This is a genomic window from Mesorhizobium sp. M2E.F.Ca.ET.219.01.1.1, assembly GCF_004016445.2.
Lineage (GTDB): Bacteria > Pseudomonadota > Alphaproteobacteria > Rhizobiales > Rhizobiaceae > Mesorhizobium.
Genome location: NZ_SADT02000006.1, coordinates 397,509 through 414,534 on the forward strand (window position 1 = coordinate 397,509; position 17,026 = coordinate 414,534).

At 65.4% G+C, this 17,026-nt stretch carries 14 protein-coding genes; 7 read left to right on the plus strand and 7 right to left on the minus strand.

Annotated features, from left to right (window positions below; genetic code table 11):
- The first annotated feature begins 68 nt into the window (after positions 1-68).
- Positions 69-1,589 carry a malonyl-CoA synthase gene (locus tag EN862_RS27785; RefSeq protein WP_127866674.1) on the plus strand — a complete coding sequence of 507 codons (1,521 nt, stop codon included), beginning with the start codon at positions 69-71 and terminating at the stop codon, positions 1,587-1,589.
- Positions 1,590-1,854: 265 nt separating this feature from the next.
- Here EN862_RS27785 and nagA read toward each other — a convergent pair whose 3' ends face one another.
- The 4 genes from nagA to EN862_RS27805 are packed head-to-tail and all read right to left on the minus strand — an operon-like array spanning position 1,855 to position 5,697.
- Positions 1,855-3,015: an N-acetylglucosamine-6-phosphate deacetylase gene (gene nagA, locus EN862_RS27790; RefSeq protein WP_127866675.1), complete on the minus strand. Its 1,161-nt coding sequence runs from the start codon at positions 3,013-3,015 to the stop codon at positions 1,855-1,857.
- On the minus strand, positions 3,012-4,043 hold the full coding sequence (locus tag EN862_RS27795; RefSeq protein ID WP_127866676.1) for an SIS domain-containing protein: 1,032 nt from the start codon (positions 4,041-4,043) through the stop codon (positions 3,012-3,014). The genes nagA and EN862_RS27795 overlap by 4 nt, the downstream gene beginning before the upstream one ends.
- Positions 4,040-4,819, minus strand: coding sequence for a GntR family transcriptional regulator (locus EN862_RS27800; RefSeq protein ID WP_127866677.1), 780 nt, complete (start codon positions 4,817-4,819; stop codon positions 4,040-4,042). The genes EN862_RS27795 and EN862_RS27800 overlap by 4 nt, the downstream gene beginning before the upstream one ends.
- Entirely contained in the window at positions 4,816-5,697 is an 882-nt protein-coding gene (locus EN862_RS27805; protein WP_127866678.1) for an N-acetylglucosamine kinase, read from the minus strand. Before EN862_RS27805 ends, EN862_RS27800 begins: the two co-directional genes overlap by 4 nt.
- A gap of 201 nt (positions 5,698-5,898) precedes the next feature.
- On the opposite strand from EN862_RS27805, the gene EN862_RS27810 reads away from it, so the two are divergent.
- The 6 genes from EN862_RS27810 to EN862_RS27835 all read left to right on the plus strand — a co-directional run bounded on the left by EN862_RS27810 (position 5,899) and on the right by EN862_RS27835 (position 12,277).
- Positions 5,899-6,807, plus strand: a complete 909-nt coding sequence (locus EN862_RS27810; RefSeq protein ID WP_127866679.1) for an N-acetylmuramic acid 6-phosphate etherase — start codon at positions 5,899-5,901, stop codon at positions 6,805-6,807.
- Between the two features lie 53 nt (positions 6,808-6,860).
- A complete protein-coding gene (locus tag EN862_RS27815) occupies positions 6,861-8,120 on the plus strand; it encodes an ABC transporter substrate-binding protein (protein WP_127866680.1) in 1,260 nt (419 codons plus the stop codon).
- Between the two features lie 242 nt (positions 8,121-8,362).
- Complete coding sequence (locus EN862_RS27820; protein WP_127866837.1) at positions 8,363-9,292, plus strand: sugar ABC transporter permease; 930 nt, start codon at positions 8,363-8,365, stop codon at positions 9,290-9,292.
- Between the two features lie 8 nt (positions 9,293-9,300).
- A complete protein-coding gene (locus tag EN862_RS27825; protein WP_127866681.1) occupies positions 9,301-10,140 on the plus strand; it encodes a carbohydrate ABC transporter permease in 840 nt (279 codons plus the stop codon).
- A 108-nt stretch (positions 10,141-10,248) separates the two neighbouring features.
- Positions 10,249-11,262: a Gfo/Idh/MocA family oxidoreductase gene (locus EN862_RS27830; protein ID WP_245519715.1), complete on the plus strand. Its 1,014-nt coding sequence runs from the start codon at positions 10,249-10,251 to the stop codon at positions 11,260-11,262.
- A gap of 16 nt (positions 11,263-11,278) precedes the next feature.
- A complete protein-coding gene (locus EN862_RS27835; RefSeq protein ID WP_127866683.1) occupies positions 11,279-12,277 on the plus strand; it encodes an ABC transporter ATP-binding protein in 999 nt (332 codons plus the stop codon).
- A 282-nt stretch (positions 12,278-12,559) separates the two neighbouring features.
- On the opposite strand, the gene EN862_RS27840 is transcribed toward EN862_RS27835, so the two are convergent.
- The 3 genes from EN862_RS27840 to EN862_RS27850 form a co-directional block, all read right to left on the minus strand.
- On the minus strand, positions 12,560-13,405 hold the full coding sequence (locus EN862_RS27840) for a fumarylacetoacetate hydrolase family protein (RefSeq protein WP_127866684.1): 846 nt from the start codon (positions 13,403-13,405) through the stop codon (positions 12,560-12,562).
- A gap of 173 nt (positions 13,406-13,578) precedes the next feature.
- The gene (locus tag EN862_RS27845; protein WP_127866685.1) at positions 13,579-14,310 is read right to left on the minus strand and encodes an SDR family oxidoreductase; all 732 of its coding nucleotides are present in this window, start codon (positions 14,308-14,310) and stop codon (positions 13,579-13,581) included.
- Between the two features lie 282 nt (positions 14,311-14,592).
- The gene (locus tag EN862_RS27850; RefSeq protein WP_127866686.1) at positions 14,593-16,968 is read right to left on the minus strand and encodes an aldehyde dehydrogenase family protein; all 2,376 of its coding nucleotides are present in this window, start codon (positions 16,966-16,968) and stop codon (positions 14,593-14,595) included.
- Positions 16,969-17,026 lie beyond the last annotated feature (58 nt).

Genomic DNA, 17,026 nt, shown 5'->3' on the forward strand with positions numbered 1-17,026 from the left:
AAATCTGGTATTCGCTCAGGCGAGCGCAACGCATGTGCCATGCGGCGTCCGCGCCTGAGGAACATTGCATGACCAATCATCTTTTCGACGCGTTCCGTTCCCGCATGCCGGCGCCCGGCCGGTTGCTGATGGAGACGGATGACGGCCGTTCGATCACCTATGGCGACATGTTGGCGAAGTCGGCGCAACTGGCGCATGCGCTGGCGCAGGCGGGCGTCGAGCCAGGCGACCGCGTCGCGGTCCAGGTCGAGAAGAGCCCGGAGGCGGCCCTGCTCTATCTCGCCTCGTTGCGCGCCGGCGCGGTCTTCCTGCCGCTCAACACGGCCTACACGCTGCCCGAGCTCGACTATTTCTTCCGCGACGCCGAGCCGAAGCTGATCGTGTGCGATCCGGACCGGCTTGCCGGCGTCGAGCCGCTTGCCGCGTCGATCGGCGCCACGGTGCTCACGCTCGGCCGCGACAGACAGGGAACGCTGGCCAGCCAGGCTTTACGGCAGGCGACGGAGTTCAGCGATGTCGCGCGGGGACCGGACGATCTTGCCGCCATCCTCTACACCTCAGGCACGACCGGTCGTTCCAAGGGCGCGATGCTCAGCCACGAGAACCTTGCATCCAATGCCAGCGTGCTGGTCGAGCAGTGGCGCTTCGGCGCCGACGATGTGCTGATCCACGCGCTGCCGATCTTCCACACGCACGGCCTGTTCGTCGCCACCAACGTCATCCTGATGGCCGGGGCCAAGATGTTCTTCGAGCAGAAATTCGATCCCGCGCGCATCCTGTCGCTGATGCCGCGCGCGACGGCCTTGATGGGCGTGCCGACCTTCTATGTGCGGCTGTTGCACCAGGAGGGCCTGACGCGCGAGGCGACGAAGACGATCCGGGTGTTCATCTCCGGCTCCGCGCCGCTGCTCGCCGAGACGCACAAGGCCTGGCGCGAGCGGACCGGCCACGCCATCCTCGAGCGCTACGGCATGACCGAGACCAATATGAACACATCCAACCCCTATGACGGCGAGCGGCGCGCCGGCACGGTCGGGTACCCCCTGCCCGGCGTCTCGCTGCGCATCACCGATCCCGAGGATGGCAGGCCACTCGTCCAGGGCGAGATCGGCATGATCGAGGTCAAAGGCCCGAACGTGTTTGCCGGCTATTGGCGCATGCCCGAGAAGACCAAGGCCGAGTTCCGGGATGACGGCTTCTTCATCACCGGCGACCTCGGGCTGATCGACGCCGACGGCTATGTCCACATCGTCGGCCGCGGCAAGGACCTGATCATCTCGGGCGGCTACAATGTCTATCCGAAGGAGATCGAGAGCGAGATCGACGCGCTCGACGGCGTGGCCGAAAGCGCGGTGATCGGCGTCGCGCATCCCGATTTCGGCGAGGGCGTGACGGCGGTGGTGGTGCGCAAACCGGGATCGGCGATCAGCGCCGCCGACATTGCCGGCGCCATTGCTGGGCGGCTGGCCAAGTACAAGCATCCGAAGCAGGTGGTGTTCGTCGAAGAGTTGCCGCGCAACACGATGGGCAAGGTGCAGAAGAATGTTTTGCGTGAGGCGTATAAGGATATCTACGCCAAAGCCGGCTAACGCTGAACGCCATTTCGGCGACGAAGGCGATGCAAGGGTGAGATCGGTCGCGATCCTTCGCACCCCCCTCTGGCCTGCCGGCCATCTCCCCCGCAAGGGGGGAGATTGGCAGCTTCCGCGCCCCGCTCTATTCCGCGACGTTGGTGATTGGCGAAAGCCGCGGTGACGTCCGATCTCCCCCTTGCGGGGGAGATGTCCGGCAGGACAGAGGGGGGTGCTGTCCCGCCGACGTCTCAAAGCTTCCCCACCGCTGCCGCGCTGGGACTCAGCTGCCAAAAACCTTCTCGCCGCCGATCCAGACGTCCTTCACATCCAACCCCTCCGACAGGCCAACAATGTCGGCCGCTGTCCCGTTGGCGAATCTCCCGAGCCGGTGCGCCTGGCCGATCGCTTCGGCCGGATAGAGCGAGGCCATGCGCAGGGCTTCGTCGAGATCGAGCCCGATGGCGCGATGGACGTAGCGGACGGCCGAAATCATGTCGAGGTCGGCGCCGGCCAGCGTGCCGTCGGCGAGCCTAAGGCTGCCGTCCTTGCGGTAGATGGTGCGGCCGTTCAGCGTGAAGGATGTCATGTCGGTACCGATCGTCGCCATGGCGTCGGTGACCAGAACGATCTTGCCCGGTCCCTGCTTGCCGCGCAGCGCCAGCATCATCGTTGCCGGATGGACATGGATGCCGTCGGCGATGATGCCGGCGTATAGGCCGCCAGTGTCGATCGCCGCGCCCGCCAGGCCCGGCTCGCGGTTGCCGATCTGGCTCATGGCATTGAACAGATGCGTAACCACCGTGGCGCCGGCGGCGGCGTAGGCGCTGGCGGTAGCGTAGTCGGTGTCGCTATGGCCGAGGCTGACGACGACACCGGCCTTGGCCAGCGCCGCGACGCGATCCGGCTGGACAGATTCCGGCGCGATGGTGGTGAGCAGCACCGGCAGGTCCTGGCGCGCAGCGATCAGCGCCGCCTGATCGGCGTCCGTCATCGCCCGGATCAGCGCCGGATCATGCGCGCCCTTGCGGGCGATCGACAGATGCGGCCCCTCCAGATGCAGGCCGAGGAAGGCCGGCACTTTTTCCCGGGCCGCCTCGGCGCCGGCGGCGACCGCGGCGGCGGTGATCGCCGGCGTGTCGGTGATCAGCGTCACCAGCAGGGCCGTGGTGCCGAAAGGCGCATGCGCCCGGCAGATTGTCTCGATCGAGGCGAGGTCGGGATGGTCGTTGAGCATGACGCCGCCGCCGCCATTGACCTGGATGTCGACGAATCCGGGCACCAGCAGGCCGCCGCCGGTTTCGACCGCCGGAACGCCGGACGGAATGGCGCCGGCGGGCAGGATGGCCTCGACCACGTCGCCCTTGACGACAAGGGCGGCGTTGTCATGCCAGTCGGCGCCGTCGAAGATGCGGGCGCCGGTGAGTGCGAAACGGTCGCTCATACGGTTTCCGTCACCTTGCGCAGATTGCGCGGCGTATCGGGGTCGAGGCCGCGATGGCGGGCGAAGGCCTCGACGAAGCCGTAGAAGGACACGATCAGCGGCAGCGGATCGGTCAGCGGGTGGCCGGTGGCGACATGGGGAAGAAGCCTCGCGGCCTTGGCCTTGTCGGAGGTGATGAAGGCGGCGGCGCCCTTGGCCGTCAGGCCGTCAGCCGCCTCGGCGACCGAGGGTTCGGATGCATCGCGAGCGGCAAGCGCCAGCACCGGAAAGCCCGGTCCGACCAGCGCCAGCGGGCCATGCATCACCTCGGCGGCGCTGTAGGCCTCGGCGTGCATGGCGCAGGTTTCCTTGAATTTCAGCGCCGCCTCGCTGGCGATCGCGAAGGAGGGGCCACGGCCGAGGATGAAGAGCGACTGCGGGTTCTCCAAAGCGCCGGCGAGCGCCATCCAGTCGCAGGCGATCGCCTTCTCGAAATGGGCCGGCAGGCCGGCGAGCGCCTTGAGCAGTGGCTGGTCATCGGTGGCATGCGCCATCAGCGCCAGGCCCGCGACCGCCGAGTTGACGAAGGTTTTGGTGGCCGCGACGGAGCGTTCTGGCCCGGCGAGAATATCGATGGCGTAATCGGAGGCGCGCGCGAGCGGCGAGTCGGCGGTGTTGGTGATGGCGACGGTGAGCGCGCCGCCCGCCCGCGCGGTTTCGGCCATGGCGACGATGTCCGGACTCTTGCCGGACTGCGAGACCGCCAGGCAGGCCGAGCCGCGCAGCCGGAGCTTCGCGCCGTAGATGGAAGCAATCGACGGCCCGACGGAAGCGACCGCAAGGCCGGCCGTCAGCTCGACGGCGTATTTCATGAAGGTCGCGGCGTGATCGGACGAACCGCGCGCCACGGTGACGACGAAATGCGGGTCGCGCTCGCGCAGGCCGCGACCGGCCTCGGCCAAAGCCGAAGCCGAGCCGTCGAGAAGGCGGGCGGCGGCTTCCGGGATCTCGTCGATCTCGCGCCGCATATGGGTGGTGTTGGCGCTCATGGCCGGATCTCCTCTCCCGGCCCGGTCAGCCGGAGTTCCGCGACGAAATCATAAGCGTCGCCCCTGTAGACCGAGCGGGTGAACTCGATCACCTTGCCGCTCGCCAGATAGGAAATGCGCTCGATCTGCAGTCCGGCAACCCCCGGCGGCACTTCCAGCAGGCGCGCATCGGCGTCGCCGAGATTGGTGGCCGAGATGCGCTGCACGGCGCGCACCGGGCGATTGCCGGTCGTGCCCAGCGCCGCATAGAGCGAGGAACCGATCGCTTCGGGATCGGGCAAGACGCTGGCCGAGAGCGCCGCGCGCTCGATTGCCAGTGGCGTGTCGTTGGCAATGCGCAGGCGCGCGACGCGCGCCACCAGCTCGGTCGAGGACAGGCCAAGCACCATCATCTCCTCCGGCGAGGGCGCATAGAGGCCGCGGTCGAGCCAGACCGATCGCACGCTCATGCCGCGGCGCGCCATGTCCTCGGTGAAGGAAGTGAGCCGCGACAGCGACTGCTCGACGCGCTCCATGCGCGGCGCGACGAAAGTGCCCGAGCCATGGCGCTGGACGAGGATGCCGCCCTTGACCAGGTCCTGCACGGCCTTGCGCACGGTGACGCGCGAGATATCGGCCTTGCTGGCGATGTCGCGCTCGGACGGCAGCGCGTCGCCCGGGCCGATCAGGCCGCGATTGACCGCTTCCTCGATGCTTCTCCTCAGCTGCAGGTAAAGCGGCGCGCCGCTCTGCGAGGATTCTTTCAACATGGCGAAGATCTGGTCGGCGGCGCTCATCGCAGCGCCTCCGAACCACTCGCAAACAGACGCATGGCCATCTGCACGGCGCCGCCCAGCGCATCGTCGAGCGGCGCTTTGAGCAGCGCCTGGTAGCGCGCCGACAGGCGCGGCGCGTAGAGCGGCGCCAGGCCGCCGAGCAGGCAGAGCGGGGCGTCGTCGGCAAGATCGAGCGCGCCGAGCGAGGCCTCGACATCGGCCACCGCCTTGTCGAGGATGAAGTTGGCGACGAGGTCGCTCTTTTCGGCATGCTCGAAGACTTTTGGCGCGAAGCCGCCGAAATCACCGGGCTTGGCGTTGGTGGTGAATTCGACCACGTCTTCGGGATTGTTGCGGAAGACCGCAAGCATGGTGTCGGTCAAGGGCGAGCCCGGACGGATGCCGTCATAGGCGAGCAGCGTCTGCTCGAGCAGGTCGCGGCCGATGCGGGCGCCGCTGCCCTGGTCGCCGACCTGGAAACCCCAGCCGCCGATGGCGCGCGATTTTCCGCCCTTGCGCGCCATATAGGCGGTGCCGGTGCCCAGGATGGCCATGGCGCCGTCACCGGAGCCGACCGCGCCCTCGAGCGCGATCTCGGCATCGGTCTCGACGCGGCTGAGGCTGAACGGCAGGATCGCCTCGAGCTGCTGCCGGTAGGTGCCGACATTGGCGCCGGCGAGGCCGAGAATGGCAGGCGTGTGCGGGATCAGCTCCGGGTCCGCGCCGGCCGCGAGGAAAGCCTGCCTGGCCGCCTCGACGATATTGGCGCGGGCGCCGGTCAGATCGGTGCGGATGTTGGCGGCGCCGCTCTTGGCGCGGCCGACGACGGCGCCGTCGACAGTCGCCAGGGCCGCCCTGCAGCTGGTGCCGCCGCCATCGATGCCAAGCACGAATTTCACGTGATTTTCTCCTCGCTGCGGATAATACCAATAAAATACCAATAGCCAAGCGTTAATTTCGGTTCAAAAAAGATTGAGCCGTATTTTATTGAAAAACCACGTTAATTTGCCGGCAAGTGAGTTCCGATGCCTGAAATTCGTTAATGCGTGTGGACAAGTGGTATTTTTTTGGTATTGTTCGTTCAGGTCGGAGGAAAATGGATGGCCGAGACGCGCACGGAAGCGCTCCACCAGAATGCCGAGGGGCTGGATGTCCAGGCCCCGGAGGCCATTCTGGCGTTCCTGGCCAACGCCCAGATCGAGGCCGCCAAGGCCGTGCACGGAGCCATTCCGGCGATCGTCGTTGCCGCCGAACTCATCGCCAAGCAGTTGAAGAGCGGCGGCAAGCTTGCCTATTCGGCGGCGGGCAGCTCCGGTCTGATGGCCGTGGCCGACGCGCTGGAACTGCCCGGCACCTTCGGCATTGCGCGCGACCGCATTGCCATCCTGATTGCCGGCGGCGACGACGCCTTCCGCACGCTGGCCGGCGGACCGGAGGACGACACCGGGGAAGCTTCGTCGGCTGTTGCCGCGGCCGCTATCGGCAAGGGCGACTGCCTGATCGCCATCTCCGCCAGCGGCTCGACCCCCTATGCGGTCCAGGCGCTGCAGGACGCACGCAGTCGCGGCGCGACGACCATCGCCATTGCCAACAACCGGGGCGCCGCGCTGTTCAAACAGGCCGACGTGGCCATCCTGCTCGAAACACCGCCGGAGCTGATCGCCGGCTCGACGCGCATGGGCGCGGGCACCGCGCAGAAGATCGCGCTCAACATGCTGTCGACGCTGACCGCCATCCATCTCGGCCATGTCCATGACGGCTACATGGTCAATCTCACCGCCGACAACATCAAGCTGCGCGACCGCGCCGTGCGCATGGTCGCCGCCATCAGCGGCAAGAGCCGCGACGACGCCATCCGCCTGCTCGAGGAGAGCGGCGGCGTGGTCAAGACCGCCATTCTGCTCGCCGCGGGCGCGGCAAACGCCGATGCGGCCGAGAAGATACTGGAAGGAACCGGCCAAAAGCTGCGGCCGGCGCTTTCCGAGATCGAGGGGAGCAAGGGGCGCTGAGCCTCTGTTCTCATCAAAACCGAACCTGAAAAAGGTCAACAGGGAGACTGAAGATGAAGACCAAACTACTGACGGCCCTTCTGCTCGGCACAAGCATTCTCGGCACCACCGGGATGGCCCTGGCCGAGGACGTGACGCTCAACATCGAAAGCTGGCGCGGCGACGACCTGACCATCTGGAAGGACAAGCTGATCCCGGCCTTCGAGGCCAAGAACCCCGGCATCAAGGTGGTGTTCGCGCCCTCGGCGCCGACCGAGTATGACGCAGCACTGGGCGCCAAGCTCGCCGCCGGCTCGGCCGGCGACCTGATCACCTGCCGCCCCTTCGACAAGTCGCTGGAGCTGTTCAAGAAGGGCAACCTTGCCGACATCTCCTCGCTGCCCGGCATGGACAACTTCTCGCCGGTCGCCAAGGCCGCCTGGCAGACCGATGACGGCAAGTCGAGCTTCTGCGTACCGATGGCTTCGGTCATCCACGGCTTCATCTACAACAAGGACGCCTTCGACAAGCTCGGCCTCAAGGTGCCGACCACGGTCGAAGAGTTCTACGCCGTGCTCGACAAGATCAAGGCGGACGGCACCTACATTCCGATGGCGATGGGCACCAAGGATCTCTGGGAGGCCGCGACCATGGGCTACCAGAATATCGGTCCGAATTACTGGAAGGGCGAGGAAGGCCGCGCCGCGCTGATCAAGGGCGAGCAGAAGCTGACCGATCCGCAGTGGGTCGAGCCATTCAAGGAACTGGCCAAGTGGAAGCCTTATCTCGGCGACGGCTTCGAGGCGCAGACCTATCCCGACAGCCAGAACCTGTTCACGCTCGGCCGCGCCGCGATTTACCCGGCCGGCTCGTGGGAGATCGGCCTGTTCAACACCCAGGCGCAGTTCCAGATGGGCGCCTTCCCGCCGCCGGTGCAGAAGGCCGGCGACACCTGCTACATCTCCGACCATACCGATATCGGCATGGGCCTGAACGCGGCATCGAAGCATCCGGAAGAGGCCAAGAAGTTCCTGTCGTGGGTCGCTTCGCCGGACTTCGCCACCATCTATGCCAATGCGCTGCCGGGCTTCTTCAGCCTGAACTCGACGCCGGTGAAGATGGAAGACCCGCTGGCGCAGGAATTCGTCTCCTGGCGCGGCAAGTGCAAGTCGACCATCCGCTCGACCTACCAGATCCTGTCGCGCGGCACGCCGAACCTCGAGAACGAGACCTGGGTTGAATCGGCCAATGTGATCAACGGCACCGACACCCCGGAAGCCGCGGCCAAGAAGCTGCAGGACGGTCTCGACAGCTGGTACAAGCCGGCGAAGTAACAGCATTGATTGCGATGCCGGCCGGGCTCCTGCCCGGCCGGCGTTCAAACAGGTCCAGATAGCGATTGTCGGCGCCGCCTCCCGGTCTTACCCTCGATCTCGCGGGGAAGACGGAGCCGATCTGTCGCTGGCCTTGTCTTACCCCAGAGGGGACAGCCAGGCCGTGCATCGAGGCATCAGCTAGCATCACCGAACTGGAACCCAGAGACGGCGGGGAACCCGAACTCATGGACACCGAAACCATGGCTGCAGAAACGCGAGCGAAAAGACCGATCCGCTGGCATGTCGGCGTCTTCCTGGCGCCGGCGGTGCTGGTCTACACCGCTTTCATGATCCTGCCGCTGTTCGGCACCCTCCAATTGTCCTTGTTCCGCAACATCGAACAGTCACAGGTCTTCGTCGGCTTCAGCAATTTCCGCACGCTGTTCGGCGATCCGAACTGGTCGGTGAATTTCTGGAATGCGCTCAGGAACAATGTCTGGTTCTTCATCATCCACATGCTGGTGCAGAACCCGATCGGCATCCTGCTGGCCGCGCTGCTTTCCAGCCCAAAACTGCGCTTCACCGCCTTCTACCGCACGGCGATCTTCGTGCCGACCATCCTGTCCTTCGTCATTGTCGGCTTCGCCTGGAAGCTGATCCTGTCGCCGATCTGGGGCGTGGCGCCGCATCTGATGGATTTCGTCGGCTTGAAGAGCTTTTTCACGCCCTGGCTCGGCAAGGAGCAATATGCGCTGACCGCGCTCAGCCTGGTCTCGGTCTGGCAGTTCGTCGGCATCCCGATGATGCTGATCTACGCCGCACTTCTGTCGATCCCCGACGAGGTGATCGAGGCGGCTGAATGCGACGGCGTCACCGGCATGGCGCAGTTCTGGAAGATCAAGCTGCCGCTGATCCTGCCCTCGATCGGCATCATCTCGATCCTGACCTTCGTCGGCAATTTCAACGCCTTTGACCTGATCTACACCGCGCAAGGGGCGCTCGCCGGGCCGAACTATTCGACCGACATCCTCGGCACCTTCCTCTACCGCGCCTTCTTCGGCTTCCAGCTGCAGGTCGGCGATCCGAACATGGGCGCCGCGATCGCCACGATCATGTTCCTGATCATCCTCGCCGGCGTCTGCGTCTACCTGTTCCTCGTGCAGACGCGCCTGCGTCGCTACCAGTTCTGAGGCGCGCCATGAGCACAGCCACCCGTTCGCTTCCCCGCACGATCGGCGCCCACGCGATCCTTATCACCTACACGGTGATCGCGCTGTTCCCGGTGATCCTGGTCGTCATGAACTCTTTCAAATCCCGCGCGGGCATCTTCGGCGCGCCGCTGACGCCGCCGACGCCGAAGACCTTCGACCTGATCGGCTACGCCACCGTGTTCGGCCAGGGTGATTTCTTCCACTATTTCCAGAACAGCCTCGTCGTCACCGTCGCCTCGCTGTTCTTCGTGCTTTTGTTCGGCGCCATGGCGGCCTTCGCGCTGTCGGAATACCGCTTCCGCGGCAACACGCTGATGGGCCTTTACCTGGCGCTCGGCATCATGATCCCGATCCGCCTCGGCACCGTCGCCATCCTGCAATTGATGGTGGCGAGCGGGCTGGTCAACACGCTGACGGCGCTGATCCTGGTCTACACCGCGCAAGGCCTGCCGCTCGCGATCTTCATCCTGTCGGAATTCATGAAGCAGGTGTCCAACGATCTGAAGAATGCCGGCCGCATAGACGGGCTTTCCGAATACACGATCTTCTTCAGGCTGGTGCTGCCGCTGGTGCGCCCAGCGATGGCGACGGTCGCCGTCTTCACCATGATCCCGATCTGGAACGATCTGTGGTTCCCGCTGATCCTGGCGCCGTCTGAAGAGACCAAGACGGTGACGCTTGGCGCGCAACTCTTCCTCGGCCAGTTCGTCACCAACTGGAACGCGATCCTGGCGGCGCTGTCGCTGGCGATCCTGCCGGTGCTGATCCTCTACGTCATCTTCTCGCGGCAGCTGATCCGCGGCATCACCTCGGGAGCGGTGAAGTGAGCGAGGGGCTGCAATTCCTACTAGGTCAGCGCCTCATCCTCTCAAGAGAAAGTGGAGCAGTCTGTGAGCGATAAACCCCTTCGCGTCGTCGTCGCCGGCCTCGGCAATATGGGCCGCAGCCATGCGCTGGCCTATCACACCAATCCCGGCTTCGAGATCGTCGCGCTGGTCAACCGCTCCGACGTGCCGCTGCCGGACGGGCTAGGCGGCTACGGCATCCGCCGCTCCTTCGAGGACGTGTTGCGCGACGAGAAGCCGGACGTGGCCGCTATCGCGACCTATTCCGACAGCCATGCCGACTATGCGGTGCGGGCCTTCGAGGCCGGTTGCCATGTCTTCGTCGAGAAGCCGCTGGCAACGACGGTTGCCGACGCCCAACGCGTCGTCGATGCCGCCAAGGCCAACGGCAAGAAACTGGTGATCGGCTATATATTGCGCCACCATCCGTCCTGGATCCGGCTGATCGCCGAGGCGCGCAAGCTCGGCGGCCCGTATGTCTTTCGCATGAACCTGAACCAGCAGTCCTCCGGCCATACCTGGGGCACGCACAAGCAGCTGATGCAGACGACCTCGCCGATCGTCGACTGCGGCGTGCACTATCTCGACGTGATGCTGCAGATCACCGATGCGAGGCCGATCGAGGTGCGCGGCATGGGCGTGCGGCTCAGCGACGAGGTGGCGCCCTCGATGTACAATTACGGCCACCTGCAGGTGCTGTTCGAGGACGGTTCGGTCGGCTGGTACGAAGCCGGCTGGGGGCCGATGATCTCCGAGACCGCCTTCTTCGTGAAGGACGTGATGTCGCCCAAGGGCTGCGTGTCGATCGTGATGAAAGAGGGTGTGAAGTCCGACGATATCGACACCCATACCAAAACCTCGACCATCCGCCTGCATAGTGCGGCGACCGGACCCGACGGCAGGTTCGCCAAGGAAGACCAGTTGCTGTCGATGGAAGGCGAGCCGGGCCACCAGGAACTCTGCGACCTGGAGCAGGCCTTCCTGCTCAAGGCCATCCGCGAAAATATCGACCTCACCCGCCACATGGACGATGCCGTGAAATCGCTCGCCGTCTGCCTTGCCGCCGACGAGAGCGTGCGCAGCGGCAACGCCGTCAAACTCTAGAAACAGGAACGAAGCCGTGGGCTCGCTGAAGATCGAGAATGTGAAGAAGGCTTTCGGGCCGGTCGAGGTGCTAAAGGGCATCGACCTTCAGGTCAATGACGGCGAATTCGTCGTCTTCGTCGGCCCGTCCGGCTGCGGAAAATCGACCCTGCTGCGCGTCATCGCCGGGCTGGAGGATTCGACCTCCGGCCGCGTGCTGATCGACGGCGCGGATGTCTCGGTCACGCCGCCGGCGAAACGCGGCATCGCCATGGTGTTCCAGACCTATGCGCTCTACCCGCATCTGACGGTGAAGAACAACATGGCGCTGGGCCTCAAGCAGGCCGGCACGCCGGCGGCCGAGATCGAGCGACGCATCAAGATCGCTTCCGCCATGCTGTCGCTCGAGCCCTATCTCGAGCGCCGGCCGGCGGAACTGTCGGGCGGCCAGCGCCAGCGCGTCGCCATCGGCCGCGCCGTGGTGCGCGAGCCGAAACTGTTCCTGTTCGACGAGCCGCTGTCGAACCTCGACGCGGCGCTGCGCGTCAACACAAGGCTTGAGATCGCGCAGCTGCACCGGCGGCTGAAGGCGACGATGATCTATGTCACCCACGATCAGGTCGAGGCGATGACGCTGGCCGACAAGATCGTCGTGCTCAATGCCGGCCGGATCGAGCAGATCGGCAGCCCGATGGAGCTCTATAATGCGCCGGCCAACGAATTCGTCGCCGGCTTCATCGGCTCGCCGAAGATGAATTTCATCGACGGCGCGCGGCTCGGCGAAACGGCGAAGACCATCGGCGTGCGGCCGGAGCATCTTACCGTCGACGCGAATTCCGGCGCCTGGAAAGGCACGGTGGTGCATGCCGAGCATCTCGGCGCAGACACCAACCTCTATCTCGACTGCGAAAAGGCGGGGCTGATCACCGTGCGCATTTTCGGCGTCTACAATGCCGAGCCGGGCGCGACGCTCTATGCGACGCCGGATGCGGCGAAGACGTATCGGTTCGGCGCGGATGGGAAGGTGTTGAGGTAGGGCGCCAACCTCCCCTTCTCCCCTTGTGTGGGAGAAGGTGGATCGGCGCGCAGCGCCGAGACGGAATGAGGGGTGCTCCAGCGGAGTGCGCCCTCAAGATAGAAGGATTCCCGGCGCCTATCCTGCTTCGCCGAGATCCTTCCAACACCCCTCATCCGGCCGCTTCGCGGCCACCGCCCCGGCCCTTCGCAGGCTCAGGGCGTTCGAAGCTCGAAAAGCCAAGCAATTGGCGCTGCCGCGGACCGCTTCTCACCCCACAAGGGGAGAAGGGTAAGTCTGTGCTTACTCGTCCGCCTTGAACGTCTGCTTCTGCTGGCCGAGCCCTTCGATGCCGAGCTCCACCACGTCGCCGGCCTTCAAAAACACCGGCGGCTTCATGCCCAGCCCGACGCCGGGCGGGGTGCCGGTGGAGATGATGTCGCCGGGATGCAGCGACATGAACTGACTGAGATAGGAGACAAGATACTTCACGCCATAGACCATGGTCTTGGTCGAGCCGTTCTGCATGGTCTTGCCGTTGACGGTCAGCCACATCTTCAGGTTCTGCGGGTCGGCCACCTCGTCCTTGGTCACCAGCCACGGACCGGTCGGGCCGAAGGTGTCGCAGGACTTGCCCTTGGTCCACTGCCCCTGGCGCTCGGCCTGGAAAGCGCGCTCCGACACGTCATGCGCGACGGCGTAGCCGGCGACATAATCCAGCGCGTCGTCTTCCGAGACATATTTCGCCGTCTTGCCGATGATGACGGCGAGCTCGACTTCCCAGTCGGTCTTGACTGAGCCGCGCGGGATCAGCACGTCGTCATCGGGCCCGACGATCGCCGAGCTTGCCTTCATGAAGATGATCGGCTCTGGCGGCACGGTGGCGCCGGTCTCGGCGGCGTGATCGGAATAGTTGAGGCCGATGCAGATGAACTTGCCTGTACCGGCGACGCAGGCTCCCATGCGCGGCTTGCCGGAGACCACCGGCAGCGACTTCGGATCGAGCTTGGAGAGCATCTCCAGCGAGGCCGGATGAAGCGCCGTGCCGGCGATATCGGCGACATGAGCGGAAAGGTCGCGGATATTCCCATCCGCATCAAGCAGGCCGGGCTTCTCGCTGCCAGCTTCGCCATAGCGCAACAACTTCATCTCAATGTTCTCCACCTTGCGGCCAAGGGCCGGTTTTGCAAATTCCCATCAAAGCCAGCCGACCGTAGTCGCCGACCAAACCGGCGGCAAGCGAGCCTGCTGCGATGCCGACCAAATCGTCGGGATTTTCAGACGTTTCGATCCGATAGCCCCGCCGACATCCGCGCCTTTCGTCAGATCGACCAGCCGCCGTCGATGTTGTAGGCCTGCCCCGACGTGTAGGTTGCGCCGGCAAGGTAGACGGCGAGATCGGCGATCTCCTCCGGCGTGCCAAGCCGGCCCATCGGCTGGCGGGCGATGAAGGCCGCGCGTGCTGCCTCATAGTCGCCCTGCGCATGCATGCGATCCTGCAGCGACGGGCTTTCGACCGTGCCCGGGCAGATGGCGTTGCAGCGGATGCCCTTGGCGACATAGTCGGCGGCGACCGCCTTGGTCAGGCCGACCACGGCCGCCTTGGTCAGACCGTAGACGAAGCGGTTCGGCACGCCCTTTTGCGAGCTTGCCAGCGACGCCATGTTGATGATCGAGCCGTCGCCGCGTTCCAGCATGCCGGGCAGCACGGCGCGGATGGTGCGGATCATCGAGCGGACATTGAGGTTGAGCGCGAAGTCGAGGTCCTCGTCCTTCATCTCCAGAATGGAGCCGCCATGGACGAAACCGGCGCAGTTGAACAGGACGTCGACCCGGCCGATCTCGGCGAAGGCGGAAGCGACGGCCGCCTCGTTCAGCACATCGAGCTTGCGGGTCTGGATGCCGGGCGTCTTGCCCAGTTCGGCCAGCAGCGGCTCGTTGATGTCGGTGGCGTGAACGGTCGCGCCCGCCTTGGCGAAAGCCAGCGCGCTCGCCCGGCCGATACCTTGCGCCGCCGCGGTGACGACAACCACCTTACCCGCCAGATCCGCCATGTTTCTTCTCCTCGCCTGCCTGGAGCGTCCGCCTCTAATCGATGGCCGGCCCCGGTGTCGTGTGCCAGACAGCCGGCATCGTGCGGTCAGGCTTTCGCTTCACAGATAAAGATGTTTTTTCTCGTTAAAGAGCACGCGCGCGAGCGTCAAGCCCGAACGCGTTCACCTTCGCGACAGCTGCTTTAATGCATATAGCCTGCCGTAGCGCAAGTACTTGTACGACAACCGGGCAACAAGTCTCACCAGCCTGGACCATTCAGGCACACCGCCCTTTGGAAGCAATCAGTCGCCGTAGGGCACCCAGACGTTCTTGACCTCGATGGCGCGGCGCAGGAACGCATCGCCGGCGGCCTCGCCTGACCCCCAGTCGAGCGTGCGGCCATTGCCGGTCCAGACCCGCTTGAGGTTGCCGATGGAGTCTGCCTCCGCCTTGGCGCAGGTGTCGGCATCGGCGAACAGCCAGAGCCCGTCGACATCGTCATGCTTGGCCAGCACGCCGGCGAGCTCGGCGCTGCGGCCGGTGACGATGTTGATCGCGCCGGCAGGCAAGTCGGAATATTCGATCACCTGATAGAGGTCGGTGGCCAAAAGCGGGTGCCGCTCCGACGGAACCGCGACCACGGTGTTGCCCATGGCGAGCGCCGGCGCCACCAGTGAGATGAAGTTGAGCAAAGGCTGGTTGTCCGGCGCGACGATGCCGACGACGCCGACGGGCTCATGCAGCGCCAGTGTCACGACGCGGGCCGGCGGCTGGTGAACACGACCCTCGAACTTGTCGGCGAGGCCGGCATAGAGGAACAGCCGCTCGATCGACTGCTCGACCTCCTCGCGCGCGGCCTTGGCGGTGACGCCGGTCAGCTGGACAAGCCGCGCGGCGAATTCGTCGGCACGGCCCGACAGGTTCTCGGCGAAATAGTAGAGCACCTGGCTGCGGTTGTAGGCGGTCGCGTCCGGCCATGGCTTGCAGGCGCGGGCGGCGGCGACGGCGTCGCGGATGTCCTTCCTGTTGCCGAGGCCGACTTCACCGGCAAGCTTGCCCCTGGCAGAGGCGACGGAGAGCGAGTAGTTGCCGTCCGGCCGTGCCTGCTTGCCGCCGATGAACAATTTTGCCGTGCGGTCGATGGCCGTGCCGTCGACCTGCTCGACCGGCTGGGCCGAGCCGGTCGCAGCCGGCTTGATGGCCGGGCCTACGGGCAGCTTTGCCGCCAGATATTCGAACATGCCCTCGCGGCCGCCTTCACGGCCAAAGCCGCTTTCGCGGTAGCCGCCAAAGCCGCAGGCGGCGTCGAACATGTTGGTGCCGTTGACCCACACCACGCCGGCCTTCAATTGCGGCGCGACATGCAGGGCCAGATTGACGTTCTCGCTCCACACGGAAGCGGCGAGGCCGTATCGCGTGTTGTTGGCAAGCTCGATCGCTTCCTCGGTGTTGCGGAAGGTCATGGTCGCCAGCACCGGGCCGAACACTTCTTCTTGCGCGAGAATGTTAGCCGGCGAAACACCCGTCGCCAGTGTCGGCAGGTGATAGTAGCCGGAGGACGGCAAAGCGGCGTCCGGCTGCCAGCAGACGGCGCCCTGCTTGGCGCCCTCGGCGATCAGACCCTTGACGCGGTCGAGCTGGGTGCGGTCGACGAGCGGGCCGATATCGGTGTTCTTGTCGAGCGGGCTGCCGACGCGCAGCCGGCTCATCCTGACCTTGACCTTGGCGATGAAGGCCTCGGCGACGCCTTCCTGCACCAGGAGGCGCGAGCCCGCGCAGCAGACCTGGCCCTGGTTGAACCAGATGCCATCGACCAGGCCTTCGACGGCGCTGTCGAGATCGGCGTCCTCGAAGACGATGAAGGCCGACTTGCCGCCGAGTTCCAGCGAAAGCTTCTTGCCCGATCCGGCGGTCGCCTTGCGGATGATCTTGCCGACTTCGGACGAGCCGGTGAAGGCGATCTTCTGGATGCCGGGATGGTTGACGATGGCAGCGCCCGCCTCGGGCCCGCCCTGGACGATGTTGACGACGCCCTTCGGCACGCCTGCCCGCTCGCAGATCTCGGCGAACAGGATGGCGGTGAGCGGGGTGAATTCGGCAGGCTTCAGCACCACCGTGCAGCCGGCGGCGAGTGCCGGCGCGATCTTCCACGCCAGCATCAGCAGCGGGAAATTCCACGGTATGACCTGGCCGACGACGCCGACCGGCTTGTGGTCGGGAAAATCGTTCTCGAGCGTCTGCGCCCAGCCGGCGTGATGGATGAAATGGCGGATCGCCAGCGGCACGTCGATGTCGCGGCTTTCGCGGATCGGCTTGCCGTTGTCGATCGATTCCAGCACCGCGAACAGGCGCTGGTGGCGCTGCATGGCGCGGCCGATGGCGTAGAGCACCTTCGCGCGGGCGTAGCCGGAGGAGGCCGACCATTTCGGCAGCGCCTTGGCGGCTGCCTGGACCGCGGCATCGATGTCGGCGGCGCCGGCATCCGAGATCTTGGCCAGAAGCTTGCCGGAGGACGGCTCGCTAGTCTCGAAAGTCTTGCCGCCGGCCGCCGCCTTCCAGGCGCCATCGATGAACAAAGACTTGGAGAAATCGCGTGCGGCGAGCCAGGCATCCGCCTCGTTGCGGGCTTCCGGCGCCGGGCCGTATTCCATGGCGTGATAGCGTTCGAGGATGTTCATGGGGTGCTCCTTCCGGAGGAGATTTCTGGATAAGTAGGTGCTCTACGGCGCCCCCCTC